Raw genomic sequence first — 26,606 nt, 5'->3', positions numbered from 1 at the left:
TTCAGGTTCGGGCCCGGCGCAGCACCAGGGCGGTGTTGGAGCCCATCAGGCCGCGGCTGAGCACCAGGGCGGTGTGCAGCTCGGCGGGTCGCGGGTGGCCGATGACCAGGTCGAGCCCGTACGGGCAGTCCTGGGTGTGCGGGGTGGGCGGGACCAGGCCCTGTTCGAGGGCGAGCACGGCGGCGGCCACGTCGAGCGCGGGGGCGCCGCAGTGGGCGCGGCCGAGGCCGGCCTTGGGGGCGGTGACGGGGACGCGTTCGGCGTGGTCGCCGAGCGCGTCGGCCAGGGCGAGGGCTTCGGCGCGGTCGGCCTCGGGGACGCCGAGGCCGTCGGCGAAGACCACGTCGATCTCGTCGGGGGCGCAGTGCGCCTCGGCGAGGGCGCCGCGGACGGCGTGGGCGAGTCCTTCGCGGCTGTCGGCCCAGCGGGCGGCGCCGGTGAAGGTGGCGGTGTGTCCGGCGATCCGGGCCCGGGCGCGGGCGCCGCGCCGGCGGGCGGCTTCGTCGTCCTCGACGACGAACATGGCCCCGCCCTCGGCGGGGACGAAGCCGGCCGCGTCGGTGCCGAAGGGCCGGTAGGCGCGGTCGGGGTCGACGGCGGTGGACAGTCCGGGGTAGCCGAGCTGGCAGACCATCGAGTAGGGGGCGATGGGGGCTTCGGCGGCCCCGGCCAGGACGGCGTCGGTGCCGCGGCCGACGGCGCGGGCGGCGTGCGCGAGGGCGTCCAGGCCGCCGGCCTCGTCGGAGGCGACGACGCCGCAGGGGCCCTTGAAGCCGCCGCGGATGGAGATCTGGCCGGTGGAGGCGGCGTAGAACCAGGCGATGGACTGGTAGGGGCCGACGTGGTGGGGTCCTTCGGCCCACAGGTGCTGGAGTTCGCGCTGGCCGAACTCGCCGCCGCCGGATCCCGCCGCGGTGACCACGGCGACCTGGAACGGGTCGTCGGGGTGGGGCGTCAGGTCGGCGTCGGCCATGGCAAGTTCGGCGGCGGCCATCGCGAAGTGGGTGAACCGGTCGGTCTGCACCAGGTAGCGCGGCTCGACGTACGCCTCGGCGTCGAAGCCGCGCACCAGGCCGGCGATGCGCAGCGGGAGGTGCTCGCAGCCCTCGCGGTCGATCGGGGCGAGCGCGGAGCGGCCCTGGCAGAGCGCCTTCCAGTAGTCGTCGGCGCCGATGCCGTGCGGGGAGACCACGCCGACGCCGGTGATCACCGCGCTGCGGGTGGTGTTCATGGGGCCGTCTCCGCTCTGCTCAGCACCACTGCGGACTGGAAGCCGCCGAAGCCGCTGCCGACCGACAGCACGTGGCGCAGCGGCATGTCGCGGGCGGTGCGGGGGACGTAGTCGAGGTCGCACTCGGGGTCGGGTTCGGTGTAGTTGGCGGTCGGCGGGACGACGCCGTGGTGCAGGGCGAGGGTGCAGGCGACCAGTTCGATGGCGCCGATCGCGCCGAGGGAGTGCCCGACCATGGACTTGATGGAGCTCATCGGGGTGCGCCGGGCGTGCGCGCCCAGGGAGCGTTTGACGGCGGCGGTCTCGTGGCGGTCGTTCTGCTTGGTGCCGGAGCCGTGCGCGTTGACGTAGTCGACGGCGTCGCCGGGGAGTTTCGCGTGGGCGAGGGCGCGGTCGATGGCTTCGGACATCTCCACGCCCTCCTGGGTGAGTCCGGTCATGTGGTAGGCGTTGCCGAAGGTGGCGAAGCCGCCGAGTTCGGCGTAGATGCGGGCGCCGCGGCGCCGGGCGTGCTCCCACTCCTCCAGCACGACGACGGCGCCGCCCTCGCCGAGCACGAAGCCGTCGCGGCTCGCGTCGAAGGGGCGGGAGGCGTGTGCGGGGTCGTCGTTGCGGGCGGAGGTGGCCTTGATGGCGTCGAAGCAGGCGACGGTGATCGGGGAGATCGGCGAGTCGCAGGCTCCGGCGACGATCACGTCGGCGCGGCCCTCCTCGATGGCGAGGGCGGCGTACCCGACGGCGTCCAGGCCGGAGGTGCAGCCGGTGGAGACGGTCTGGACGGGGCCGTGGGCGCCGAGCCGTTCGGCGACCGCGGAGGCCAGCGTGGACGGGGAGAACGCCCGTTCCAGGTGCGGCTCGGCGGGCCGGTGGTCGACGCCCCAGTGCTCGCCGCGGCTGCTGACCAGCACGTAGTCGTGTTCGAGGCGGGTGGTGCCGCCGACCGCGGTGCCGAGCGAGACGCCGATCCGCCAGGGGTCCTCGCCCGCGGGGTCGAGGCCGGCGTCGGCGACCGCTTCGTCGGCGGCGACCAGGGCGAACTGCACGTAGCGGTCGTTGCGGGCGATCTGGTCGGCGGTGAGGCCGTGCGCGGCGGGGTCGAAGTCGCATTCGGCGGCGATCCGGGAGCGGAAGCCCTCGGGGTCGAACAGGGTGATGCCGCGGGTGGCGGTGCGGCCGTCGGTGAGCAGCCGCCAGAACTGCGGGACGCCGATGCCGCCGGGGGCGACCACGCCGATGCCGGTCACCGCGACCCGGCGGCTCACGATGCCGCCCCGGCCGGTTCCGGCGGCCCCGACTCGGCGGTGCTCTGCTCCTCGGTGTCGACGTGGCCGAGTTCGGGGCGGGGTGCGAGCGGCCCGAGGTGGAAGACCATCCGGGCCTGGCCGGGGCCGGTGTTGCGGAACCGGTGCCGCATCCCGATCGGGATCATCAGGCCCTGTTCGGGGCGCAGCGGCTGGGTCTTGCCGTCCAGGTCGACCTCGAGTTCGCCGGAGATCACGTACACGAACTCCTCGGAGTACGGGTGGTAGTGCTCGCCGATCCGCTCTCCGGGTTCGACGATGGCCACCCCCATGAATCCGCTGGTGGCGCCGACCGCCGTCGGGGTGAGCATGGCCCGCAGGTCGCCGCCGCGCTTGCGGTTGGGGGGCGCGTCGTCGACGTGGACGACTCGTGGCATCTCGGTGGTCACGGTGGACTTCCTCTCCGGCGTGGGGTCGTGTTCGTTGAGCGGGGTCAGGCGTCGGTCGAGCTGCGGTCGGTGACCGGGGTCATGGCGCACTCGGCGAGCAGGTGGCGCAGGCCGTCGGTGCTGGGGACGGGGTGTTCGGCGGGGATGGCGGCGAGCTTGCCGAGGACGGCGGCGGCGCGCGGGCCGGCCACGCCGAGGGCGGTGGCGGGGTCGTCCGCCGGGTCGGCGAGCAGGTCGACCAGCCGGACCACCAGGTCCTCGTGCCGGTAGACGGTGGCGCGCACCAGCGGCGAGCCGGGGTCGCCGGCGGCGTGCTCGTCCTCGCCGGACAGCAGTTCGGCGAGCGCCGCGCCGCAGCCGGGGCGGACGGGGTACAGGTAGGCGTGCCGCTGCACCGGGCCGGACTTCAGGGCGGCGTGGTGGTGGACGGCGGGCAGTGCGGCGCGCTGGAAGAAGTCGCGGGCGGACAGCGGGTCGTCCAGGTCGCGGTCCTCCTCCAGGTAGGGGTTGATGGCCTCCTCGACGGCCCGCACCTCGGGCTGCCGGGCGACGTGCCGCAGGGCGGCGACCAGGTCGCCGGCGACCTCGACGCAGCGCACGATCCGGTTGCCGCGCATGAACAGCGAGGTGCGCAGCAGGCGGGTGGTGTCGTCGACCCGCGCCTGCGGGGAGCGGTAGCCGGCCAGCAGTTCGGCGGCCCTGGCCTCGGCGCCGGGCTTCACGGTGAAGCTGAGCGCGTGCCGCACCACGCCGTCCGGGCCGGGCCGGGGGGCCGTCGGCACGCCGGGGTGGTGCTGGCCGGGGCCGAGCGGGGAGGCGGGGCTGTCGGTGGCGCGGTCGCCGTGGGTCTCGCGCAGCACGGTGTAGCGCAGCGAGTGGGTGTCGCGGACGCAGCCGTGCATGGGCTTGACCATCTCGCGGTGGGCGTCGCTGTCGACCCAGGCGAGGAACGGTTCGGCGCTCTCCCATTCGCTGGTGATCAGCCACCGGGACGGGTCGTCGATCGACTGGCAGAGCTGGTCGCTGACGTGGCCGGGGACGGCGGACACCTGGTAGCGCAGCAGTTCGTAGGCGTCCAGGAAGCGGTCCTGGGCGCCGTCGTGGACGTCGAGCATCAGGATGACGCGAAGCCGGCCCGCGGCGGGCCGGCCGGTGGTGGTCTCCTCGGCTGTGGAGAGCAGGGTCATGGCGACGGATCCTGTCGTTGGTTCACGGAGGGCCCGCGGCCGACAAGTCGGGCGGCCTCAGCGGCCGTTCGGGTCGGCGGGGCGGGGCGTGGTTCGCACTCGATCGTCACGGGGGCGCGGGGCGGGCGCGAGAGTTCACGGCCATCCGGGCGACGCACCCTGCGTGTCCGGCGGCGGCGGGGGATGGATGCAGGGTCCGGCGTATCCAGCGCCCCGCACGGATGGAGCAGAGCTGATGAACACACAGATGGCGGACCGGGTCCCGGTCCTGGTCGTGGGCGGTTCCCTGGTGGGGCTGTCGGCGTCCCTCTTCCTCGGCCGGCTCGGCGTGCCGCACCTGCTGGTGGAGCGGCACGCCGAGACCTCCCGGCATCCGCGCGGGCGCGGCAACAACCTCCGCACCATGGAGCTGTTCCGCACCGCGGGGGTCGAGGAGGACGTCCGGGCGGCAGCGTCGGTGCTCGCCGACAACCACGGCATCCTGCAGGCCGAGACGCTGTCCGGCGGCGAGCAGGAGTGGCTGTTCCGGGAGATCGACCCCGGCGGGGGGCTGGCCAGATTCAGCCCCTCCTCGTGGTGCCTGTGCAGCCAGAACGACCTGGAGCCGGTGCTGCTGCGGCATGCCGCCGAACGCGGCGACCTCCGTTTCAACACCGAGCTGACCGCCTTCGAGCAGGACGCCGACGGGGTGACGGCGCGCCTGCTGGACCGGGCCACCGGCGAGGAGCGCGAGGTGCGCGCCGACTACCTGGTCGCCGCGGACGGGCCGCGCAGTCCCGTTCGGGAGCGGCTCGGCATCGGGCAGTCCGGGCGCGGCGACCTGTTCCACAACGTCAGCGTCACCTTCCGGGCCAAGCGGCTCGCGGAGGTGGTCGGCGACCGGCGGTTCATCGCCTGCTACCTGACCGACCCGGCCGGGGCGGGGGCGCTGCTGCCCGTCGACAACCGCGAGCAGTGGGTGTTCCACCTGCCCTGGCACCCCGAGCGCGGCGAGAGCGTCGAGGACTTCACCGACCTGCGCTGCGCCGCGCACATCCGGGCCGCCGCCGGGGTCCCCGACCTGGACGTGGAGATCACCGGCCGGGCGCCCTGGCACGCCGCCGAGCGGGTCGCCGACCGGTACGGAGCGGGGCGGGTGTTCCTGGTCGGGGACTCCGCGCACGAGATGCCGCCGACCGGCGCGTTCGGCTCCAACACCGGCATCCAGGACGCCCATAACCTGGCCTGGAAGCTCGCCGCGGTGCTGGCCGGCTGGGGCGGGCCCCGGCTGCTGGAGAGCTACGAGAGCGAGCGGCGGCCGGTCGCCGTGCAGACCGCGGCCCGGGCGGCGGCCCGCTCCGTCGAGCACCAGCACCCCGGCTTCGACGCCGCGCCGGCCGCCGGGCCGCGCACCAACGTGCTGGCGGTGGCGCTCGGCTACCGCTACCCGGAGGGCGCGCTGGTCGGCGCGGACGCCACCGCGGGCGTCGTCCCCGAGCGGTTCGCCGCCACCGGGGAGCCCGGCACCCGCGCCCCGCACCTGTGGCTGCGCGACGCCGCCGGGACGCGGCTGTCCACCCTCGACCTGTTCGACGGCGGGCCGCTGCTGCTCGCCCCCGCCGCGGGCGGCGGGCACTGGCCGGCCGCGGCCCGGCTGGTCGCCCGGCAGACCGGCGTGCCGCTGCGCTGCCTGCTGGTCGGCGACGGCGGCGACCTGCTGCCGGAGCCGCCCGCCGACATCCCCTCGGGCGCCCGCCCCGCCGGCCCGGTCTCCCCCACCACCTGGCCGGAGGCGTACGGGCTGCACCCCGGCGGCGCGGCCCTGGTCCGCCCGGACGGCTTCGTCGGCTGGCGCGCCACCGGGGCCGTCGGCGACCCGGCCGGGCCCTGCGGGTCGGCGTGCGCGGGGTGGCCGGCCTGGCCTGACAGCGTCACAGCCGGACGGGGACCTGCGGCGCGCGTCCCCGTCCGGCTGTGACGCGGATCACCCCCGGCGCAGAACCTGCGCGCCGGCCCCGGCGTCTGGCAGGTGTGAGAGCACGCAGGAGAGCACTGGACGAGCTGGACGAGGAACGTCTGCTCCGCCTGGTCTCCAAGGGCGACCGCGGGGCGTTCGACGAGCTGTACCGGCGCACCGCCCCGTGGCTGGCGGTGCGGCTGCGCCGCCGCTGCGCGGACGAGCAGATCGTCGCCGAGGTCATGCAGGAGACCTTCCTCGCGGTGTGGCGCGCCGCCGACGCCTTCGCGGGCAGATCGAGCTGGCCACAGCGGCAACGGACGGCGGCCACCGCGACGGCCGACACCCTGGCCCAGCTCAATGCGGCACGGCAGCAAGCGGCTCCGCCAAGTGGCCGGACCCCCGCCACGGCCCGGACACCCCCGGTGACGGCGGGCCCGCAATGCCGGCGGACGGGGCCGCTCGGCGGAGCGCTCACCACGGCGGCAACGGACGGTGGCCGCCGCGGCAGCCGACACCCTGGCCCAGCTCAATGCGACGCCGCAACCCCGCCACGGCCCGAACACCCCGGCGACGGCACGCGCAGCACTTCACGGCGGCGGACGGGGCCTGCTCGGGCGGCGGCAGGACGCGGCTGCGCCCAAGGGGTCGCGCACCGGCATCGGAGGTGGTCGCGGTCCGGGCATGGCAGCACCAGCCGGTCGCCGCGGACGGCATGCGGCGCTCGGGGCGCACCACCGGCCCGGGTGTCGGGCACCGCGTGCTGCCGGGCGTCTCCCGGCGGACGGCGCGCCACCGTCGGGGGCTCGACCCGGCTCAGGGGCGGATCGCCGCGAGCAGGGCGAGGAGGACGAAGGCGATCACCACGGCCAGGCTGAGTTGGAACGCGCCCGGGTAGTCGGCGGGGGTGTGGAGGTGGCCGAAGAAGGTCGCGCCGACGGTGGCGATGCCGGCGGCGGAGCCGATGCGTTGGGCGGTCTGGAGGACGCCGCCGGCGCTGCCCGCGCGGACCACGGGGACTTCGCTGAGGGTGAGGGCCTGGTTCGGGGAGACCACCAGGCCGCTGCCGAGGCCGGCGAGCAGCAGCGGCAGGACGGTGGCCCAGCCGACGAAGGGGCCGTTGAAGAGGTGGACGGCGAGCGCGGCGAGGGCCAGGCCGACGGCGACGGTGGCGAGGCCGAAGGCGATCAGCCGTCGGCCGTAGCGGACCACGATGCGTCCGCCGATGGTGGAGGCGATCGCGGAGGCGAGCGCGAAGGGGGTGATGGCGAGGCCCGCGTAGAGCGCGCTGTAGCCGCGGCCGGACTGCAGGTAGAGCGTGAAGACGAAGAAGACCGCGGTGAAGCCGGCGAAGTACAGCAGCGAGACCAGCGAGCCGGCGGTGAACGAGCGGGTGTGGAACAGCTCGGGGTGGACCAGCGGTTCGCGGTCGCGCGCGTAGCGGTGCTCCCAGACGGCGAACGCGGTGAGCACCCCCGCGGAGCCGGCCAGCAGCAGCCACTTGCGCGGGTCGTGCCACTGGGCCTGGACGAGCGGGAGGAGCAGCAGGACGGTGCCGGCGCCGAGCAGCAGGACGCCGACGGGGTCGAAGTCGCGGCGGTCGCAGGTGTCGGGGGTGGGGGCGGGGAGCAGGCGGCGGGCGAACGGGAGGGCGACCAGGCCGATCGGCAGGTTGACGTAGAACACCCAGCGCCAGCCCTCCTCGGTGCCGAAGGCGGCGATCAGCAGGCCGCCGAGCAGCGGGCCGACGGCGGTGGAGAAGCCGATGGTGGTGCCGAGCAGGCCGAACGCGCGGGCGCGTTCGCCGCCGCGGAAGAGCTGCTGGATGAAGCCGGAGACCTGCGGGACGAGGAGTCCGCCGGACATGCCCTGGAGCAGCCGGGCGATCACCAGCCAGGCCTCGTCCTGGGCGGCGCCGGCGAGCGCGCTGGTGGCGGTGAACAGGGCGAGTCCGGCGAGGAAGACGGGGCGGCGGCCGACCGCGTCGCCGAGCCGTCCGGCGGGGACCAGGACGAGTCCGAACGCCAGCGAGTAGCCGGACAGCACCCATTGGAGGCCGGCTTCGGACATGTCCAGGCCGGTGCGGACGGACGGCAGCGCGACGTTGACGATCGACACGTCGAGCAGCGTCATGAACCCGGCGACCAGGCAGACCGCGAGCGCCCGCCAGCGGCGCACCTCGGTGGTCGCGCCGCCGGCTGTCGTGACCTCGGGCATTCGTTGGCGTCCTTCCGTCCGGCGTCCCAGTCTGGGCGGCGCGGACGGCGCCGGGCGGGCGGCGCGCCGGGGTTGACGGCCGGTCGGCTGACGCCGGTCCCCCACCGAACGGCCCGTCGGCTGCCCGAGGGCCGGTGCGGCCGGTGCGCCCCGGATGCCCGGTCAGTCCTCCGCGGGCAGGTCGAGGACGAGCTGCTGGGCGTCGGCGAAGGCGGGCGGGGTGCCGGTGAGGTCGGCGAGGGTGGTGATGGCGACGGCGTCGACGTCGGTGAGCCAGTTGCTGGTCTTGGACTGGACGACCACGGTCCGGGTCTGTTCGGTGCCGTCGCAGACCACCTGCCCGGGGTCGGTGCGGGTGGTGCCGAAGGCGATGGTGGCGGGGTCGTCGGGGTCGGTCTGCTCGACGGAGGTGTTGAGGGCGAGCGGGCCGTCGCCGGGGGCGCAGGTGTAGGTCAGGTCGACCTCGACCCGGCTGGGGACCTTCGGGTCGATGGCCATGCCGCCGATCGCGATGACGGTGGGGGCGTCGGCCGGGTCGCTGTCGGCCGCGGCGGCGGGGGCGAGGGCCAGGCCCAGTGCGAGGGCGGTGAGGGCGGCGGGGAGGTGGAGCTGCACGGCGGGCCCTTTCGGACGGGGGAGGGTCTCTCCGACTGTCCGTCAGCCCCGCTGCCCGGGCGAGCGGGTGGCCGCCGTGCGGGTGTCGGTCCCGCGGGGGTGTCACCCGGGGCGGTAGGGCAGTTCGATCTCGGCCCAGACGACCTTGCCGTACTTGGTGGGGCGGGTGCCCCAGCGGTGGGCGAGTTCGCTGACCAGGTGGATGCCGCGGCCGCCCTCGTCCTCCTCGGCGGAGCTGCGCAGCCGGGGCGGCTGGCCGCCGGCGTCGGAGACTTCCAGGGTGAGGGTGCGGTCGCGGAACAGGCGCAGCCGGCGGGGGGCGTCGGCGTGCAGCAGGGCGTTGGTGACGAGTTCGCTGACCACGAGTTCGGCGTAGTCGGTGAGGGTGGACAGGCCCCAGCTGTCGAGGGTGGCGCGGGTGAAGCGGCGGGCGCGGGCGGGCAGCGGGCCCTCGTTGGGGAGCAGCAGGGTGGCGATGCGGTCGGAGGGCACGGGGAGCACCCGGGCCATGATCATCGCGATGTCGTCCTCGGTGCCGTCGGTGACGAGGGCGGAGAGGGCGGCGTCGCAGCTCTCCTCCAGGGTGCGGCCGGGGGCGGCGAGGGTGCGGGCGAGCAGGTCGATGCCCTCGTCGATGTCGCGGCCGCGGCGTTCGACCAGGCCGTCGGTGTAGAGGGCGAAGGTGGAGCCGGCGGGCAGGGTGTACTCGGTGGATTCGAAGGCGCCGCCGCCGATGCCGAGCGGGACGCCGGGCGGCAGGTGCATCACGTGGGCGGTGCCGTCGGGGTCGACCCGGACGGGCGGGAGGTGGCCGGCGGAGGCGATCACCACGCTGCGGTCGACGGGGTCGTAGACGGCGCACACGCAGGTGGCGAACTGGCCGTCGCCGATCGCGGAGGCGGTCTCGTCGAGCCGGCCGAGGACCTGTTCGGGGGGCAGGTCGAGGGTGGCCAGGGTGCGGGCGACGGTGCGCAGCTGGCCCATGGTGGCGGCGGCCCGGATGCCGTGGCCCATCACGTCGCCGACCACCAGGGCGACGCGTCCGCAGGACAGCGGGACCACGTCGAACCAGTCGCCGCCGACCTCGCTGACCACGCTGGAGGGCAGGTAGCGGTGGGCGATCTCCAGGCCGAGGGTGCGGTGGATCTCCTGCGGGAGCAGGCTGCGCTGGAGGGTGAGGGCGGTTTCGCGTTCGCGCCGGTAGAGCCGGGCGTTGTCGATGGCGAGGGCGGTGCGGGCGACGAGTTCCTCGGCGAGCGAGACGTCGGCGGCGCTGAACGGCTCGGGGTTGCGGGTGCGGATGAACTCGGCGCCGCCGAGCACCATGCCGCGGGCGATCAGCGGTACCAGCAGGTAGGAGTGGATGCCGGCGGCGATGCCGGGGGCGACTCGGTCCTCGCTGGGAACGATGCCGCGCAGCACCTCCTCGTCGACCTGCGGTTTGAGCAGCGGGCGGCCGCTGCGCAGGCACTGGGTGTAGGTGCGTTCGGGGCCGTACTCGGTGGTGCCGCCGACCTGGTCGGCGGCGCCGGTGAGGCTGGAACCGTAGGCCTCGCCGACGGCGAGGGCGCGGACCTGGACGGCCTTGCCGGGCTGGATCGGGGCGGGTTCCTCGCCGCGGACGACGGGTTCGAGCAGGTCGACGGTGGCGAAGTCGGCGAACCGCGGGATGACGGCCTCGATCAGCTCCTCGGCGGTGCGCTGAAGGTCGAGGGTGGTGCCGATGCGGGCGCTGGCGGAGGCGAGCAGGGCGAGGCGTTCCTGGGCGCGGGCGGCGCGGGCCTCGGCCTGGAAGCGTTCGGTGACGTCGATGATGGAGGAGGAGACGCCGAGCACCTGGCCGGTGGAGTCCTCCAGCCGGAAGTAGGACGCGGACCAGGCCCGGTCGCGGCGCGGGTCGCCGGGGACGCGGCCGTGCGAGCGGGCGTCGACGACGGGTTTGCCGGTGGTGAGCACCTGCCGCATGACGGCTTCGATCTCGGCGGCGTTGATGCCGGGCAGCACGGTGGTGATCCGGCGGCCGAGGTGCTGTTCGACGGTGAGGCCGTTGATCCGGGCCAGGGCGTCGTTGAGGCGGATGAAGCGCAGGTCGGTGTCGTAGACGGCGAGGCCGATCGGCGACTGGTTGAAGAAGCCGTCGAAGACGGCCAGGTCGGATTCGACCTCGCGCAGGGCGTGCACGTCGGAGGCGGTGGCCAGCAGCAGGGTGCGGCCGTCGGGCCCGGCGACGGGGTAGGTGTGGAACTCCAGTTCGGCGGTGGAGCCGTCGCGCCGCCGGACCGGGTGGGTGCCGGACCAGCCGCGGCCGGCCAGCAGCTTGCCGATCAGTCGTTCTCCGGCGTCCACGCCGTCGTCGGCGAGCAGCAGCTGGGCGGGGTGTTCGCCGATGGCTTCCCGGGCGGTCCAGCCGGTGAGGGCCTCGGCCTCCTCGCTCCAGTGCAGGATGCGGCCGTCGTCCTGGACCAGGGCGGTGGCCAGCGGGACCAGGCGGTGCCCTGCCAGGCGCGCGGAGGCGGCGCCCGCCGCGTCCCGGCCGGGCGTCTGTTCGAATCCGTGCGTGCTCAGTTGGCCACCTGCCCGGTACCTTCCCCGGTTCTGCCGGTCGTTCCGGCTTCCACCAGACTGCATGGCCTGTCGCGCGCAGGCGACTGGTGGTCGTGCGGGCGATGTGACCGAAGGTGAGAGTGTCCTAGATCCGGGCCTTTCGGGGCAAGGGGGAGACGGTGATCTGCCGGTGGTCGTCGCCGGTCAGGGCGCTGCGGGGGGCTCTCCCGCGGCGAGGGCGGCGTCCAGCAGCCGGGACCACTGGCGGACGATGCCGGCCCGGCGCGGCCCGTCGTCGGTGAGCAGGTTGGCCAGTCCGAGGCCGCGGGCGAGGTCCAGGGTCGCCTGGACGGTCTCCCGGACGCCGGCGGCGCTCTCGTCGGCGCCCAGGCAGCCGACGGCGGCGCGGTGGGCCTCCCGGCCGACGTGGTTCTCCAGGCTGACGATGCGTTCGCGCAGCGGTTCCTCGGTGGCGGCGGCGACCCACAGGTGCAGGGCGGCCCGGAACAGCGGGCCGGTGTAGAGCCGGACGATCATGTCGACGACGGCCTCGGTGCGTTCCGGCCCGGGCGGCGGCAGTTCCCGGACGTGGGCCAGCACGGCGGCGAGCCGTTCGGCGGCGACGTGTTCGACGGCGGCGGTGAACAGGTCCTCGCGGGTGCGGAAGTGGTGCTGGGCGGCGCCGCGGGTGACGCCGGCCCGTTCCGCGACCACGGCGACGGTGGAGCCGTTCCAGCCGACGTCGGCCAGGCACTCCACCGCCGCCTCCAGCAGCCGGCGGCGGGTGGCGCGGCTGCGGTCCTGCTGGGGGCGCGGGCGGCGGGGGTGCTGGTCGTCATCGGCGGCTCCTGCTCGCTGGGCGGTCTGCGCGTTCCGATCCTCGCAGACGTTCAGCGGCTCGCGGCGCGGGCCCGCAGTTCGCGGCGGAGGATCTTGCCGCTGGCGGACTTCGGGACGGCGTCCACGAACTCCACTTCGCGCACCTTCTTGTAGGGGGCGACCCGGCGGGCCACGTACTCGATGACCTCCTGCTCGGCGAGTTCGCAGCCGAACGCGGGCACAACGTACGCCTTGGGGCGTTCGGTGCCCTCGGCGTCGGTGACGCCGATCACCGCGGCGTCGGCGATGGACGGGTGGGTGAGCAGCAGGGCCTCCAGTTCGGCGGGGGCGACCTGGTAGCCCTTGTACTTGATGAGTTCCTTGACCCGGTCGACGACGTACAGGTAGCCGTCCTCGTCGACGTGGCCGACGTCGCCGCTGTGCAGCCAGCCCTCGGGGTCGACGGTGGCGGCGGTGTCGGAGTCGCGGCCGAAGTAGCCCTTCATCACCTGCGGGCCGCGGAACAGCAGTTCGCCGTCCTCGCCGGGGCCGAGGTCGCGGCGCGGCTCGTCGAGGGAGAGCACCCGCAGTTCGGTGCCGGGGACGAGGCGGCCGACGGTGCCGACGGGCGGGTGCGGCTCGTGCGGCGGGACGACGTGGGTGACCGGGGAGAGTTCGGTCATGCCGAAGCCCTGTAGCAGGTGCGGCAGGCCGAGGCGGCGGGCGCAGGCGGCGGCGAGCTCGGCGTCCAGCGGGGCGGCGGCGCTGAGCACGTAGCGGACCGAGGACAGGTCGTAGCGGTCCACCAGCGGGTGCTTGGCGAGGGCGAGGGCGATCGGCGGGGCCACGTACACGGCCTCGATGCGGTGGTCCTGAATGGCCGTCAGGAACTGCTCCAGGTCGAAGCGGGGCAGCACGACGACGGTGGAGCGGGCCCGCAGCGGGCGGTTGAGCAGGGCGGTGAGGCCGTAGATGTGGAAGAACGGGAGGACGGCCAGGATGCGTTCGCCGGGGGTGGTCTTCAGCAGGGCGTCGACCTGGGCCAGGTTGGTGGAGACCGAGCGGTGGGTGAGCATCACGCCCTTGGGCAGGCCGGTGGTGCCGCTGGAGTACGGCAGCACCGCGAGGTCGGTGGCCGGGTCGAGGTCGGGGGTGGGTTCGGGGGCGTCGGTGGCGGCGAGGTCGGTGAGCGAGCGGTGGCCGTCGGCCCGGTCGCAGACGAAGATCTCGGCGACGGGGTGTCCGGCGGCGGCTTCCAGGGCGACCGGCAGGAAGGCGGCGACGGTGATGATCCAGCGGGCGCCGGAGTCGCGGAGCTGGTTGGCGAGTTCGCCGGCCGTGGCGAGCGAGCTGACCGGGGTGACGGTGGCTCCGGTGCGGGTGGTGCCGTAGAACGCCAGCGGGTAGGCGACCGAGTTGGGGCTGAACAGCGCCACCACCTCGCCCTTGCCGACGCCTGCCGCGGCCAGGCCGGCGGCGACCCGGCGGCTGCCCGCGTCCAGTTCGCGGTAGCTGACGGTCCGTCCGGTGAGGGCGTCGACCAGGGCGGGGCGGTCGGCGTGTTCGCCGGTGGCGCAGTCGCCGAGGACGGCGTCGTGGATGGGCCGGTCGAGCGGGGCGACGGTCGGGTAGTCGCTGTGGAACACCATGCTGGCCTCCGGGGCTGGCTCGGCGGTCGGGGTGGTGGCGCTGGACTTGTTCCTTGGCGGTGCGGGTGCGGCTCGGTGGTGCGGGTACTGCTCGATGGTGCTCCGTGGTGCGGGTGGTACCGGTGCGCGGTGCTGTGGCGCTGTGGCTCGGTGGTGCGTGCCGCTGGCCAAGGCTGCCCGGCCCGGGAGGGGCGCGGGCAGGGCGCGTGGCGGGCTTACGGGGTCGCGCGGCGGCGGTACTGACGGTCGATCAGGTCGAGCAGCCGGGCGTGGGTGTCCGGGTCGGCGGCGGCCAGCAGGCCGCCCTCGCCGCTGTGCACGGGCTTGCCGCGCAGGTCGGTGACGGTGCAGCCGGCCGCTTCGCACAGTGCGAGGCCGGCGGCGAAGTGCACGCTGTCGGCCAGCTGGCCGTCGGTGATGTAGGCGGCCCGCCGGCCGGCGGCGACCCAGGCGACGGCCAGTGTGCTGGAGACCACCCGGGGCCGGAACGCGGCCTCGAAGTCGGGGTCGGTGAGCAGGTGGGCGGCGCGGAAGCCGGCGGCGTTCGGGTAGGGCGGGTCGAGGTTGAGGTCGACCAGGGCGGATTCGGCGGAGGGCACGAGCGGGGTGTCCTGCCCGAGGTGACGGAGCCGGGCGCGCTCGCCGTCGGTCCAGTAGGTCTCACCGGTGTACGGGTCGGAGGTGGCGGCGGCGACCGTCCGGCCGCGCTCGCGCAGGGCGACGTTGACGGCCACCAGGTGGGTGCCGACGGCGTAGTTGAGGGTGCCGCAGAGCGGGTCGACCAGCCAGCGGCGGTCGGCGTCGGCCGCGCCGGTGCGGCCGCTCTCCTCGGCGGTGAACGCGTCGCCGGGGCGGGCGGCGCGCAGCAGGCCGAGGATGGCGTCCTCGGCGGCGAGGTCGGCGGCGGTGGCGAAGTCGCCGCCGCCCTTGTGGTGCTTCTCGGCGGTGGCCCAGGAGTGGGCGCGGACGGCTTCGGCGCCGGCCTCGGCGGCCCGCCGGGCGAGTGCGGCGTCGGTGTCCTGGTGCGGAGTGTCCTCGGGGTGGCCGTCCGTTGCGTGCATGATCGTCATGGCGGGAGCGTAGCCGTCGGCGCCGGTGCGATCCGATGATCGGCCGAATTGGGTCGTACACCGGCGCACGACGGTCTCCTGAGGGTGCGTCAGTAGGAACGGGGCAGGCCCAGGGTGTGCTGGGCGACGTAGTTGAGGATCATCTCGCGGCTGACCGGGGCGACCCGGCCGACCCGGGTGGCGGTGATCAGCGCGGCGAGGCCGTACTCCTGGGTGAGGCCGTTGCCGCCGAGGGTCTGCACGGCCTGGTCGACGGCGCGGCAGGAGGCTTCGCCGGCCGCGTACTTGGCCATGTTGGCGGCCTCGCCGGCGCCCAGGTCGTCGCCCGCGTCGTAGAGGTGGGCGGCCTTCTGGGTCATCAGGCGGGCGAGTTCGACCTCGATGGCGCACTGGGCGAGCGGGTGGGCGATGCCCTGGTGGGCGCCGATCGGGCGGTCCCAGACGGTGCGGGTGCGGGCATAGCCGACGGCGGTGTCGAGCGCGTAGCGGGCGATGCCGAGGGTGAACGCGGCGGTCATGATCCGCTCGGGGTTGAGGCCGGCGAAGAGTTGCAGCAGCCCGGCGTCCTCGTCGCCGACCAGGGCGTCGGCGGGCAGCCGGACGTCGTCCAGGAACACCTGGAACTGCCGTTCGGGGGCGGTGAGTTCCATCGGGATGGGGCGGTACTCGAAGCCGGGGGTGTCGCGCGGGACGACGAACAGGGCGGGCTTGAGCTTGCCGGTGCGGGCGTCCTCGGTGCGGCCGACGAACAGGACGGCGTCGGCGTGGTCGATGCCGGAGACGAACACCTTGCGGCCGCTGAGCAGCCAGTCCTGGCCGTCGCGGCGGCCGACGGTGGCGATCCGGTGCGAGTTGGAGCCGGCGTCGGGCTCGGTGATGCCGAACGCCATCACGGTGCTGCCGTCGGCGAGGCCGGGCAGCCAGCGCTGCTTCTGCTCCTCGGTGCCGAACCGGGCGATGACGGTGCCGCAGATCGCGGGCGACACGATCAGCATCAGCAGCGGGCAGCCGGCCGCTCCCAACTCCTCCAGCACGACGGCGAGTTCGCCGATGCCGGCGCCCCCTCCCCCGTACTCGGCGGGTAGGTTGACGCCGAGGTAGCCCAACTTGGCGGCCTCGGACCAGAGTTCCTCGACGGGCTGGTTGGCCCGGGCCTTGCGCTGGAAGTACGCGCGCCCGTAGCGGCGGCCGAGTGCGGCGACGGCCTCGCGCAGGGCGCGGCGGTCCTCGGACTCGACCAGCGGGGAGGCGGGCAGGGCGGTGGTGCGCGGTGCGGACATCGGGGGTCCTTCCGGGCGGAGGGTGGCCGGCGGCGCGGATCGCCCGACCGGCGTGGTGCGCGGTGGGGTTCAGGGCGCGGAGACGACGGCGAGCACGGTGCCGGTCTCGACCTGTTGGCCGACGGTGGCGGGGAGTTCGGTGAGCACGCCGTCGGCGGGGGCGGTGACCTGGTGCTCCATCTTCATCGCCTCCAGCCAGAGCAGCGGCTGGCCGGCGGTGACGTGCCGGCCGGGTTCGGCGGCGATCCGGACGACGGTGCCGGGCATCGGGGCGAGCAGGGTGCCGGGGGCCAACTGGGCGGCCGGGTCCGGGAACCGGTCGAGGACGGTCAGGGTGTGGTGCTCGGTCGGGCCGTCCACGTGGACCTGGTCGCCGTACCGGGCGATCCGGTAGCGGCGGCGCAGCGGTCCGACCGCGAGGTCGACGGATTCCGGTGTGCTGCCGAGGAGTTCGACGTCCGGGTGGTCCTCGGCCCGCAGCCCGTCGCGGGTGAGGCGGTAGCGGACGTCGAGCTCGGCGCCGTCGGCGGTGCGGTAGCGCTTGTGCTGCGGCTGGGACGGCAGGTTGCGCCAGCCGGAGGGGACGGCGCCGGTGCGGCGGTCGGCGGCGTCGGCGAGGGCCGCGGCGAGGGCGGCCAGGGGTGCGGATTTGCCGTCCTGGCCGAGGAGTTGGTCGGCGTGCTCGGTGAGGAAGGCGGTGTGCACGGCGCCGTCCAGGAAGGCGGGGTGGCGCAGGGCGCGGACCAGCAGTTCGCGGTTGGTGGCGGGGCCGTGCAGGCGGGTGCGGGCGAGGGCGTCGGCGAGGCGGCGGGCGGCGGCGCGGCGGGTGGGGGCCCACGCGACGAGTTTGGCGAGCATCGCGTCGTAGTGGACGGTGATCCGGTCCTCGCCGCCGCTGCCGGTGCTGTCGCCGATGCCGGCGTCCAGGCGCAGCCCGGTGGGTGCCGGGTGGGTGCCGAACTCGACGTCCACGCCGGGGACTTCGAGCAGGTGCACGGTGCCGGTGGCGGGCTGCCAGTCGCGGGCCGGGTCCTCGGCGTAGAGCCGGGCCTCGATCGCGCAGCCCTCGGTGGGCGGTGCGGCGGCGGGGAGCTTCTCGCCCTCGGCGACGGCGAGTTGGAGGGCGACCAGGTCGAGTCCGGTGACGGCCTCGGTGACGGGGTGTTCGACCTGGAGGCGGGTGTTCATCTCCAGGAAGGCGAGCCGGCCGTCGGGGGCGAGCAGGAACTCGGCGGTGCCGGCGCCGCGGTAGCCGATGGCGCGGGCGGCGGCGGTGGCGGCGGTGTGCAGGCGGGTGCGCAGGTCGGGGTCGAGGCCGGGGGCCGGGGCCTCCTCGATGACCTTCTGGTGGCGGCGCTGCAGCGAGCAGTCGCGGTCGCCGACGGCCCACACGGTGCCGTGGGCGTCGGCCAGCAGCTGGACCTCCAGGTGGCGGCCGGTGGGCAGGTAGGGCTCGCAGAACACCTCGTCGTCGCCGAACGCGCTGGCCGCCTCGGCCCGGGCGGCGGCCAGCGCGCCGGGCAGCTCGGCGAGGGTCCGCACCACCCGCATGCCGCGTCCGCCGCCGCCGGACGCGGCCTTGACCAGCAGCGGCAGGTCGGCTTCGGCCGGTTCGTCCCGACGGTGAGGACGGGGACGCCGGCGGCGGCCATCAGGCGTTTGGCGGCGGTCTTGGAGCCCATCGCGGCGATCGCGGCGGGCGGCGGGCCGATCCAGAGCAGTCCGGCGTCCTGCACGGCGCGCGCGAACTCGGCGTTCTCGGACAGGAATCCGTAGCCGGGGTGGACGGCGTCGGCGCCCCCGTCGAGGGCGGCGCGGATCAGCAGGTCGGCGCGCAGGTAGGTGTCGGCGGGCGCGGCGCCGGGCAGCCGGACGGCGGTGTCGGCCTCCCGGACGTGCCGGGCGTCGGCGTCCGGGTCGGCGTACACGGCGACGGTGGCGATGCCGAGGGTGCGGCAGGTGCGGAAGATCCGGCGGGCGATCTCGCCGCGGTTGGCCACCAGCAGGGAGGTGATCATCCGTCAGTTCGCTTTCTCGCGGAGGGCATTGGTGGCCTACATCCGGAAGACGCCGTAGCCGCGGGCGCCCTCGACCGGTCCGCTGTGGATCGCGGAGAGGCAGATCCCGAGCACGGTCCGGGTGTCGCGCGGGTCGATCACCCCGTCGTCGTAGAGCCGGCCGGACAGGAACGCGGGCAGCGACTCGGCCTCGATCTGCTGCTCGACCATGGCGCGGATCGCGGCGTCGGCGTCCTCGTCGTACGGCTGGCCCTTGGCGGCGGCGGACTGCCGGGCCACGATGGAGAGCACGCCGGCCAGTTGCTGCGGCCCCATGACGGCGGACTTGGCGCTGGGCCAGGCGAACAGGAAGCGCGGGTCGTAGGCGCGCCCGCACATGCCGTAGTGCCCGGCGCCGTAGGAGGCGCCCATCAGCACCGAGATGTGCGGGACGGTGCTGTTCGACACCGCGTTGATCATCATCGCGCCGTGCTTGATGATGCCGCCCTGCTCGTAGTCCCGGCCGACCATGTAGCCGGTGGTGTTGTGCAGGAACAGCAGCGGCCGGTCGCGCTGGTTGGCGAGCTGGATGAACTGGGCGGCCTTCTGCGACTCCTGGCTGAACAGCACGCCCTGGGCGTTCGCCAGGATGCCGACCGGGTAGCCGTGGACGGTGGCCCAGCCGGTGGCCAGGCTGCTGCCGTACAGCGGCTTGAACTCGTCGAAGTCGGAGCCGTCGGCGATCCGGGCGATCACCTCGCGCGGGTCGAACGGGGCCTTCAGGTCGCCGGGGACGATGCCCAGCAGCTCGTCCTCGTCGTACTTCGGCGGCTCGCACCAGCTCGCGGGCCGCGGGCCGGACTTGCGCCAGTGCAGCCGGTGCACGGCCTGCCGGGCGAGGCGCAGCGCGTCGGGTTCGTCGAGGGCGAGCTGGTCGGCGAGGCCGGAGGTGCGGGCGTGCATCGCGGCGCCGCCGAGGGACTCGTCGTCGGACTCCTCGCCGGTGGCCATCTTCACCAGCGGCGGTCCGCCGAGGAACACCTTGGCCCGCTCCTTGACCATGATCACGTGGTCGGACATGCCGGGCACGTACGCCCCGCCCGCCGTGGAGTTGCCGAACACCACGGCCACGGTGGGGATTCCGGCGGCCGACAGCCTGGTGAGGTCGCGGAACAGCGCGCCGCCGGGGATGAAGATCTCCTTCTGGCTGGGCAGGTCCGCGCCGCCCGACTCCACCAGGTTGACCAGCGGGAGCCGGTTTCGGAGCGCGATCTCGTTGGCCCGCAGCGCCTTGCGCAGCGTCCACGGGTTCGAGGAACCGCCGCGCACCGTCGGGTCGTTGGCGGTGATCACGCACTCGGTGCCGGCGACGGTGCCGATCCCGGTGACCAGCGAGGCGCCGACCGGGTAGTCGCTCCCCCAGGCGGCCAGCGGCGAGAGTTCCAGGAACGCCGAGTCCGGGTCGATCAGCAGCTCGATCCGCTCGCGGGCCAGCAGTTTGCCCCGGCCGCGGTGCCGTTCCACGTACTTGGGCCCGCCGCCGGCCAGGGCCTTCGCGTGCTCGGCGTCCAGGGCGGCGAGTCTCTCCAGCATGGCGGCGCGGTTGGCGGCGTACGCGGCCGCGCCGGTGTCCAGCCGGGTGGGCAGTACGGTCACAGCAGTGCCTCCGGGATGTCGACGTGCCGGGAGCGCAGCCACTCCCCCAGCGCTTTGGCCTGCGGGTCGAACCGGGCCTGGGCGGCGACGCCTTCGCCGAGCAGGCCGCGGAGGGTGAAGTTCACCGCGCGCAGGTTCGGCAGCAGGTGCCGTTCGATCGTCAACGGCGCGGTCTCCGGGAGGAGTTCGCGCAGCCGTTCGGTGGTGAGGGTGTGCGCGAGCCAGCGCCATCCGGGCTCGCTGCGGGCCCACACGCCGAGGTTGGCATCGCCGCCCTTGTCGCCGCTGCGGGCGCCGGCGACCAGGCCGAGCGGGGCCCGGCGGGTCGGCCCGTCGTCCGGCGCGGGCGGCAACGGCGCGTCGTCCGTGGCGACTTGGTGCGTCGGCTGCGGCGCGGGCGGGACGGCGACGGTCCGGCCGCCCGGCAGGTGGGCCAGGTGCTCGACCTCCTTCGCGTCCAACTCCCGTGCCTCGAAGACGCCGTAGGGCGCGGCCGGGCCGGGCGGGGCGGTCAGGTGGAAGCCGGGGTAGCCGGCCAGGCCGAGTTCGACGGCGGCGGCGGTGAGGGCGCGGCCGACCCTGGCCTCCTGCGGGTCGCGGGCGGTGACCCGGAGCCGGGCACTGGCCCGTTCCTCGGTGTCGGCGTCGGGGTGGTCGGTGCGGGCCAGGGTCCACCGCAGCTCGGCCGGCGGGTCGGTCAGCGCGGCGGTCAACTGCCGTTGCACCAAGGCTGCTTTGGCCTCGATGTCGAGCCCGGTGAGGACGAACTCCAGCTCGTTGCGGTGGCCGCCGAGCCGGTTCAGCCCGACCTTGAGGGTGGCCGGCGGGGCCTCGCCGCGCACCCCGTCGATCCGCACCCGGTCGGGGCCGTCCTGAGTGAGCGTCACGGTGTCCAGCCGGGCCGTGACGTCGGGGCCGAGGTAGCGCGGTCCGCCGGTCTCGTACAGGAGTTGGGCGGTGACGGTCTCCACGGTCACCACTCCGCCGGTGCCGGGGTGCTTGGTGATCACGCTGCTGCCGTCGGCGTGCAGTTCGGCGAGCGGGAAGCCCGGGCGGTCGAGGGCCGGCCCGTGTTCGGCGAAGAAGGCGTAGTTGCCGCCGGTGGCCTGGGCCCCGCACTCCAGTACGTGGCCGGCGACCACAGCGCCTGCGAGGGCGTCCAGGTCGGTGGGCGTCCACCCGTGGTGCGCGATGCCCGGCCCCGCGACCAGCGCCGCGTCGGTGACCCGGCCGGTCACCACGACGTTCGCGCCCGCGCGCAGGCACTCGGCGATGCCGAACGCCCCGAGGTACGCGTTGGCGGCCAGCAGCGGGCGGCGCGGGTCCTCGCCCGTCCAGCCGAACTCGGCGGCGCGGGGCAGCAGTTCGTCGCCGGCGACGTACCCGATCCGGGCGTCGACGCCCTGCCGGCCGGCGAGCTCGCCGAGCGCCTCGGCGAGGCGGGCCGGGTTGAGGCCGCCCGCGTTGACCACGATCCGCACGCCGCGGTCGACGGCCTCCGCGAGGCACTCCTCGGCCTGCCGCAGGAAGGTCCGCGCGTAGCCGAGGCCCGGGTCGCGCAGGCGGTCGCGGGCCAGGATCAGCATCGTCAACTCGGCCAGGTAGTCGCCGGTGAGGACGTCCAGCGGGCCGCCGGTCAGCATCTCGCGGAACGCCGCGAACCTGTCCCCGTAGAACCCCGAAGCATTGCCGATCCGCAGCACGGCGCCTCCCCAACTCCCCGCCGACAGCGCACCGTTCACCCCGGGCCGGGGCGTGCCGCACATCGGGCCGCGACCGAGCCTGGCATCCGCCCGCCGACAAATCAAGCACACGCGCTTGTTTTCCGCCGCCACGGGCGGCGTCGGCGTCGATGCTGGAAGGTTCCCCGCGATGGTGACCACGTGTGCCAAGCTGGTTGCCGAACGTGAGCAGGCCGGGTCGCGGTCGTCGGGCGGGCGGGTTGTCGTGGTGGAGGGAACGATGGTCGGCGGAGCGGTACTTGAGCGGTTCGTGGGCGCGGTGAATGCCAAGGACCTGGCGGGCATGGCGGATTGCCTGGCCGAGGAGGTCCACCACGAGGAGCCCGCGCTGGGCTGGGACCTGCACGGGCGGGACGAGGTCCTGGCCGTCATGGAGACCGGGTTGGCCTCGCTCGACAGCGTCATGGAGGTGGAGGAGGTCATCCTCGCGGGCGACCGCCAGATCCTCGGCTACCGGGCGACGGCGACCGTGCTGGAGTCGCTGCGCGGCGGCTGGCCCGCCGGGGCGGTCGGGCGGACGTTCGTCGTCCGCGGGGTCGGCATCGCGCGGATCGACGCGGCGGGGCTGATCGGCCACGTCGTCTTCCACTACGACCTGGCCGGGATCCTCGCGCAGTTGGGCGTCCTGTCCATCGCCGGCTGAAGGCCCGAAGGCCCCGCCACAGATCGGAGCACCTGGTGAACCTGGTACGCCGCCCCGCCGGAACGGCCACCGGCCACGCCGTGGTCCTGGGCGCGGGCATCGCCGGCCTGTGCGCCGCCCGGGCGCTGTCCGAGGTGTTCGACCGGGTCACCCTGGTCGAGCGGGACGCGCTCGCCGAGGACGGCGGCACCCGGCGCGGTGTCCCGCAGGGCGCGCACGTGCACTCGCTGACGGTCCGTGGGGCCGCCGTCCTGGACGGGTTCTTCCCGGGCTTCGTCGGCCGGCTGGCCGCCGACGGCGCCGCGCTGGTCACCGCGCTGAGCGAGGTCGACATCGTGTTCTTCGGCTCCCTGCTGCACAAGGTGCCGGTGGGGACGGTGCTCCAGGCGGGCCGCCCGTTCCTGGAGGACCGGCTGCGGGCCGCCGTCCGCGCGCTCCCCAACCTCGCCGTGCTGGACGACCGGGAGGCGGTCGCCCCGCTCGCCGCGCCCGGCAACGCCCGGGTGGTGGGCGTCCGGCTGGCCCGCCCGGGCGGTGCCGGCGCCGCCGAGGACGTGGACGCCGACCTCGTCGTGGACGCGATGGGACGGGCGGGCCGGGGCGCGGCCTGGCTCGGCTCGCTGGGCTACCGGAAGCCCGTCGAGCAGCGCCTGCGCGTGGACGTCGCGTACGCGAGCCGCCGCTACCGGATCCCGCCGGGCGCGGCCGGCCCCGGCAGGGCCCTGCTCGTCGGGGCCACTCCCGCGCGCCCGCGCGGCCTGGTCCTCACCCAGCAGGAGGACGACCTCTGGGTGCTCTCGCTGTACGGCTTCGGCCACCCCGACCACCCGCCGACCGACCCCGCCGAATTCCTGCGCTTCGCCGGGGAGTTGGCGTCCGGCCCGATCTGGGACGCACTCCGGCGGGCCGAACCGGTCACCGAGGTCGCCTCGTTCGGCTACCCGCACGCGCTGCGCCGGCACTTCCACCGGCTGCGCCGCCTGCCGGACGGGCTGGTCTCCACCGGCGACGCGATCTGCAGCCTCAATCCGATCTACGGGGCGGGGATGACGGTGGCCGCGCTCCAGGCGGCGGCGCTGCGCGAGTGCCTGGCCGGCGGCACCCGGGACCTGCCCCGGCGCTTCTACCGCTCTGCCGCGGACGCGCTCCGGCTGCCCTGGCTGTTCTCCACCCTGGCCGACCGCTCCATGCCCCAAGTCCCGGGCACCCGTCCGGCGTTGGCCGCGTTGCTGGGCAAGTCCTTCCGGGCCACGATGCGGGCCGCCGCGACCGATGCCGAGGTGGCGACGGCGGTCTGGAACGCCGTCAGTCTCACCGCCTCCCCCGCCGCGCTGGCCCGGCCGCGGGTGGTCGCCGCGACGCTGCGCAACTGGCCGCGGCGCGCGCAGGACTCCGGAAGCTGACGTTTCGTCGGTTCTGCGTGGATATCCAGCGGTTTCCCGGCGCGCTCGGGCATGCTGGGCCTGCTGACTGACGACGACCCGGTGGAGCGAGCATGTCCAACATCCCTGCAGATCTGCGGTACGCCGAGTCCCACGAGTGGGCCCGGCTGGAGGCCGACGGCACGGTGACGGTCGGGATCAGCGACCACGCCCAACGGGCTCTGGGCGACGTGGTGTTCGTCGAGCTGGCCGAGGTCGGCAAGGACCTCGCGGCGGGCGATCCGGCGGGCACCGTCGAGTCGGTCAAGGCCGCCTCGGACTACTACGCGCCGGTCGGCGGCAAGGTGATCGCCGTCAACGAGGAGCTGAGCGACAGCCCGGAACTCCTCAACGAGGAGCCCTACGAGTCCTGGATCCTCAAGCTGAAGCCCGCGGACCGGTCCGACCTCGAGAAGCTGCTCGACGCCGCCGGCTACCGGGCCGCCATCGGCGACTGACGTCCGCCCCGGGCGGGGGCCGCTCTTCTCGGTGGTCCACGACTGCCCGTCAGGGCCCCACCGGAGACGGCGGCGCGCGCTGCTCCGTACGAGCGGGTCGGGCCCGTCGGGCAGACTCGTCCGCATGGCAATGGAACTGAGGGTGCGTCGGGCCCGGGTCGAGGATGCGCGGGTGCTGGCCGAGCTGCGGTGGGCGTTCAAGCGGGAGGACCACGAAGGGCCGGCGCCGGCGGAGCGGCCGGTGGCGGAGGCGGAGGAGTGGCTGCGGGAGCGGCTCGGGGGCGGACGCTGGCCGGTGTGGGTGGTGGAGAGCGAGGGCGCGGTCCGCGGGCACGTGTTCCTGCACCTGGTGGAGCGGGTGCCGGAGCCGTTCGCGGACAACGATCCGCTGGGGTACGTCACCAACTTCTACGTCGCGCCGCCGTTCCGGAACCGTGGCGCCGGCGCGGCACTGCTCGCGGCGGTCGACGCGTACGCGCAGCAGGCGGGCCTGAACACGCTGATCGTCTGGCCGTCGGAGCGCAGCGCCCCGCTCTACCGCCGTTCCGGGTTCCGGTCGCCGGAGGAGCTGTTGGAGCGCCCGGTCAACCCGTAGCGTTGGTCCGGTGACTGACGATCTGTCCCCCGCGCCCCTGGTGGTCGACCACGACCCCGGCTGGTCGGCGCGCGCCCTCGCCCTGGTGGACCGGCTCCGTTCGGAGCTCGCGCCGTTGCCGGTGTACGCCGAGCACATCGGCAGTACCGCGATCCCGGGGATGGCCGCGAAACCGGTGTTCGACCTCCAGATCACCGTGACGGACCTGTACGAGGCGGAGTGCGCGTTCGACCGGCCGCTGGCGGAGCTGGGCTTCCGGCAGTCGGTGCATCAGCACGACCACGTGCCGGCGGGCGTCGACGACGACCCCGAGCGGTGGGTGAAGCGGCTGTGGATGCGGCGCGGGCACGCCGGTGCGGACTGCAACCTGCACGTCCGGCTGCTGGGTTCGCCGAACGAGCGGCTCGCGCTGCTGTTCCGCGACTGGTTCCGCGCGCACCCCGGGGCGGTGCCCGCGTACGGCCGGTTCAAGTCGGCGCTCGCGGGTGTCGTCCGGGACGTCGACACCTACGCGGACGTCAAGGATCCGGTGGTGGATCTCGTCGTCACGGTCGCCGAGGCGTGGGCCGCGTCGACCGGCTGGACGCCCCACGCCGGGGTGAACTGACGTGGTGCGCGGCCGGGTTCACCCTGCCCGCAGGCGGTCGTGCAGGGCGCGGGCCACGTGCGCCATGACGGCCTCCGCGGTGGGCTGGACGGCCGCGGGCACGGTGGACTCGGTGAGGGCGGCGACGGCGTAGCGGGTGCCGTCGTCGTGTTCGACCACGCCGATCTCGTGGCGGAGGTTGAGCAGGGTGCCGGTCTTCGAGGACCAGCGGGAGGCATCGGAGCCGAAGTCGGGGGCCAGGCGGTGCCGGATCACGTTCAGGCCCATCAGGGTGCGGACCTGCGCGGCGACCGGGGCGGGGATCCGGCTGGGGGTCCACAGCGCCTGGAGCAGGTCGACGCAGGCCCGGGCGGTGCCGGAGTTGGCGCGGGCGACGTCCAGTTGGGGCACCGGGTGTCCGCGTCCGGCGGTGCGGGAGCCGATGGCCAGGGAGTGCGCGAGGTGGACCTCGCCGGGCTCGAAGCGTTCCACCGGCGTCCGGGCCAGCTCGTGCATCGGGTGCCGCACGGTGAGGCCGGTGAGGCCCGCGTCCGCGAGGACGCGGGTGACCTCGGCCGGCGGGACCAGGGCGAACAGGGCGTCGGCGGCGCTGTTGTCGCTCATCGCGGTGCTCAGGTAGAGCAGGTCCTCGACGGCGATCCGGGCCGGGTGCCGGAACCTGCTCAGCCCGACCGGGCCCGGGGTGGTGATCCGCCCGGGCGGGACGTCGATCACCGCGGCGGCGTCGATCCGCCCGTCCTGGATGTGGGTGAACACCGCGACGGCGAGCGGGACTTTGGCCAGCGAGGCGATCGGCAGCTCGGTGTCCGGGGCGATGCCGAGCTCCTCGCCGGTGTCCAGGTCGCGGACCAGGTACGAGTCGGTCAGCCCGGCGTCCTTGAGCACCGACTGCAGCTCCCGGACGGCGCGTTGCGCGCTCACGACGGCCCCCGGCCGCGCCCAGGCAGGACCCGATCGGGGCCCGCAGGCGGTCGCTCACGGCGCGCGCGTCGATGCCGCTGCCGGTGCGCAGGCGGTAGCCGCGGGCCACCGGCCGGCCCGCCAACGGCCGCCAGCACAGGCCCAGTTCCTCGGCCTGCGCGGGCGAGCAGAGCAGCAGGGCGCCGGCCCGGAGGGTCTCCGAGACGGCCGCGGTCAGCGAGGGTGCGACGGTGATCTGCGCGGGCAACAGGGCCGCGCGGTGGCCGAGTTGCTCCAGCTGGCCGCGCAGGTGCGGCAGGTCGTCCTCCGGCTGGACGCAGATCCGCCG

Annotated in this window: 20 protein-coding genes and 2 pseudogenes; 7 read left to right on the top strand and 15 right to left on the bottom strand. The window is 74.9% G+C overall.

Annotated features, from left to right (window positions below; genetic code table 11):
• Nucleotide 1: 1 nt before the first annotated feature.
• From KCH_RS34495 to KCH_RS34480, 4 genes are read right to left on the bottom strand one after another with little or no spacing between them, the layout of a single operon-like run.
• Nucleotides 2–1,231, bottom strand: coding sequence for a beta-ketoacyl synthase N-terminal-like domain-containing protein (locus KCH_RS34495; RefSeq protein ID WP_035869829.1), 1,230 nt, complete (start codon nucleotides 1,229–1,231; stop codon nucleotides 2–4).
• Complete coding sequence (locus KCH_RS34490; protein WP_035869826.1) at nucleotides 1,228–2,493, bottom strand: beta-ketoacyl-[acyl-carrier-protein] synthase family protein; 1,266 nt, start codon at nucleotides 2,491–2,493, stop codon at nucleotides 1,228–1,230. Before KCH_RS34490 ends, KCH_RS34495 begins: the two co-directional genes overlap by 4 nt.
• On the bottom strand, nucleotides 2,490–2,921 hold the full coding sequence (locus KCH_RS34485) for a cupin domain-containing protein (protein WP_035869820.1): 432 nt from the start codon (nucleotides 2,919–2,921) through the stop codon (nucleotides 2,490–2,492). Before KCH_RS34485 ends, KCH_RS34490 begins: the two co-directional genes overlap by 4 nt.
• Nucleotides 2,922–2,965: 44 nt before the next feature.
• Entirely contained in the window at nucleotides 2,966–4,108 is a 1,143-nt protein-coding gene (locus KCH_RS34480) for a SchA/CurD-like domain-containing protein (RefSeq protein WP_035869819.1), read from the bottom strand.
• 235 nt (nucleotides 4,109–4,343) lie between these two features.
• On the opposite strand from KCH_RS34480, the gene KCH_RS34475 reads away from it, so the two are divergent.
• Nucleotides 4,344–6,065, top strand: a complete 1,722-nt coding sequence (locus KCH_RS34475) for an FAD-dependent oxidoreductase (protein WP_063750233.1) — start codon at nucleotides 4,344–4,346, stop codon at nucleotides 6,063–6,065.
• 53 nt (nucleotides 6,066–6,118) lie between these two features.
• Nucleotides 6,119–6,341, top strand: a pseudogene (locus tag KCH_RS40520) (RNA polymerase sigma factor); the annotation flags it as partial.
• 519 nt (nucleotides 6,342–6,860) lie between these two features.
• Here the strand turns inward: KCH_RS40520 and KCH_RS34470 are convergent.
• The 10 genes and pseudogenes from KCH_RS34470 to KCH_RS34425 form a co-directional block, all read right to left on the bottom strand.
• On the bottom strand, nucleotides 6,861–8,261 hold the full coding sequence (locus tag KCH_RS34470; protein ID WP_035869808.1) for an MFS transporter: 1,401 nt from the start codon (nucleotides 8,259–8,261) through the stop codon (nucleotides 6,861–6,863).
• A gap of 162 nt (nucleotides 8,262–8,423) precedes the next feature.
• Nucleotides 8,424–8,876 carry a hypothetical protein gene (locus tag KCH_RS34465; protein ID WP_035869807.1) on the bottom strand — a complete coding sequence of 151 codons (453 nt, stop codon included), beginning with the start codon at nucleotides 8,874–8,876 and terminating at the stop codon, nucleotides 8,424–8,426.
• Between the two features lie 102 nt (nucleotides 8,877–8,978).
• Nucleotides 8,979–11,504, bottom strand: coding sequence for a SpoIIE family protein phosphatase (locus KCH_RS34460; protein ID WP_035869798.1), 2,526 nt, complete (start codon nucleotides 11,502–11,504; stop codon nucleotides 8,979–8,981).
• Between the two features lie 120 nt (nucleotides 11,505–11,624).
• The gene (locus tag KCH_RS34455; RefSeq protein ID WP_051653759.1) at nucleotides 11,625–12,179 is read right to left on the bottom strand and encodes a TetR/AcrR family transcriptional regulator; all 555 of its coding nucleotides are present in this window, start codon (nucleotides 12,177–12,179) and stop codon (nucleotides 11,625–11,627) included.
• A 131-nt stretch (nucleotides 12,180–12,310) separates the two neighbouring features.
• Nucleotides 12,311–13,888 carry an AMP-binding protein gene (locus KCH_RS34450; RefSeq protein WP_167574172.1) on the bottom strand — a complete coding sequence of 526 codons (1,578 nt, stop codon included), beginning with the start codon at nucleotides 13,886–13,888 and terminating at the stop codon, nucleotides 12,311–12,313.
• Between the two features lie 215 nt (nucleotides 13,889–14,103).
• A complete protein-coding gene (locus KCH_RS34445; protein ID WP_244305566.1) occupies nucleotides 14,104–14,958 on the bottom strand; it encodes an inositol monophosphatase family protein in 855 nt (284 codons plus the stop codon).
• Between the two features lie 89 nt (nucleotides 14,959–15,047).
• Nucleotides 15,048–16,238 (bottom strand): acyl-CoA dehydrogenase family protein, encoded by a 1,191-nt coding sequence (locus tag KCH_RS34440; RefSeq protein WP_035869796.1) that lies wholly within the window; start codon nucleotides 16,236–16,238, stop codon nucleotides 15,048–15,050.
• 69 nt (nucleotides 16,239–16,307) lie between these two features.
• Nucleotides 16,308–18,256: pseudogene (locus KCH_RS34435) on the bottom strand (acetyl/propionyl/methylcrotonyl-CoA carboxylase subunit alpha).
• 36 nt (nucleotides 18,257–18,292) lie between these two features.
• The gene (locus tag KCH_RS34430; protein ID WP_035869795.1) at nucleotides 18,293–19,891 is read right to left on the bottom strand and encodes an acyl-CoA carboxylase subunit beta; all 1,599 of its coding nucleotides are present in this window, start codon (nucleotides 19,889–19,891) and stop codon (nucleotides 18,293–18,295) included.
• The gene (locus KCH_RS34425) at nucleotides 19,888–21,657 is read right to left on the bottom strand and encodes an acyclic terpene utilization AtuA family protein (RefSeq protein WP_084224089.1); all 1,770 of its coding nucleotides are present in this window, start codon (nucleotides 21,655–21,657) and stop codon (nucleotides 19,888–19,890) included. The genes KCH_RS34430 and KCH_RS34425 overlap by 4 nt, the downstream gene beginning before the upstream one ends.
• A 106-nt stretch (nucleotides 21,658–21,763) precedes the next feature.
• Here KCH_RS34425 and KCH_RS34420 point away from each other — a divergent pair, with 106 nt between their 5' ends.
• The 5 genes from KCH_RS34420 to KCH_RS34400 all read left to right on the top strand — a co-directional run bounded on the left by KCH_RS34420 (nucleotide 21,764) and on the right by KCH_RS34400 (nucleotide 25,357).
• Entirely contained in the window at nucleotides 21,764–22,276 is a 513-nt protein-coding gene (locus tag KCH_RS34420) for a nuclear transport factor 2 family protein (protein WP_035869786.1), read from the top strand.
• Nucleotides 22,277–22,311: 35 nt separating this feature from the next.
• Complete coding sequence (locus KCH_RS34415; RefSeq protein WP_051653758.1) at nucleotides 22,312–23,679, top strand: FAD-dependent monooxygenase family protein; 1,368 nt, start codon at nucleotides 22,312–22,314, stop codon at nucleotides 23,677–23,679.
• A 92-nt stretch (nucleotides 23,680–23,771) separates the two neighbouring features.
• On the top strand, nucleotides 23,772–24,155 hold the full coding sequence (gene gcvH / locus KCH_RS34410; RefSeq protein WP_035869783.1) for a glycine cleavage system protein GcvH: 384 nt from the start codon (nucleotides 23,772–23,774) through the stop codon (nucleotides 24,153–24,155).
• A gap of 124 nt (nucleotides 24,156–24,279) precedes the next feature.
• Complete coding sequence (locus KCH_RS34405; RefSeq protein ID WP_035869776.1) at nucleotides 24,280–24,750, top strand: GNAT family N-acetyltransferase; 471 nt, start codon at nucleotides 24,280–24,282, stop codon at nucleotides 24,748–24,750.
• Nucleotides 24,751–24,760: 10 nt separating this feature from the next.
• Entirely contained in the window at nucleotides 24,761–25,357 is a 597-nt protein-coding gene (locus KCH_RS34400) for a GrpB family protein (RefSeq protein ID WP_244305564.1), read from the top strand.
• A gap of 18 nt (nucleotides 25,358–25,375) precedes the next feature.
• On the opposite strand, the gene KCH_RS34395 is transcribed toward KCH_RS34400, so the two are convergent.
• Nucleotides 25,376–26,278 (bottom strand): serine hydrolase, encoded by a 903-nt coding sequence (locus KCH_RS34395; RefSeq protein WP_035869771.1) that lies wholly within the window; start codon nucleotides 26,276–26,278, stop codon nucleotides 25,376–25,378.
• Between the last annotated feature and the right edge of the window lie 328 nt (nucleotides 26,279–26,606).

The sequence above is a fragment of the Kitasatospora cheerisanensis KCTC 2395 genome, assembly GCF_000696185.1.
Taxonomy (GTDB): domain Bacteria; phylum Actinomycetota; class Actinomycetes; order Streptomycetales; family Streptomycetaceae; genus Kitasatospora; species Kitasatospora cheerisanensis.
The sequence above is the reverse complement of the archived record's forward strand: the minus strand, read 5'-3'. Positions and strand labels throughout refer to the sequence as shown.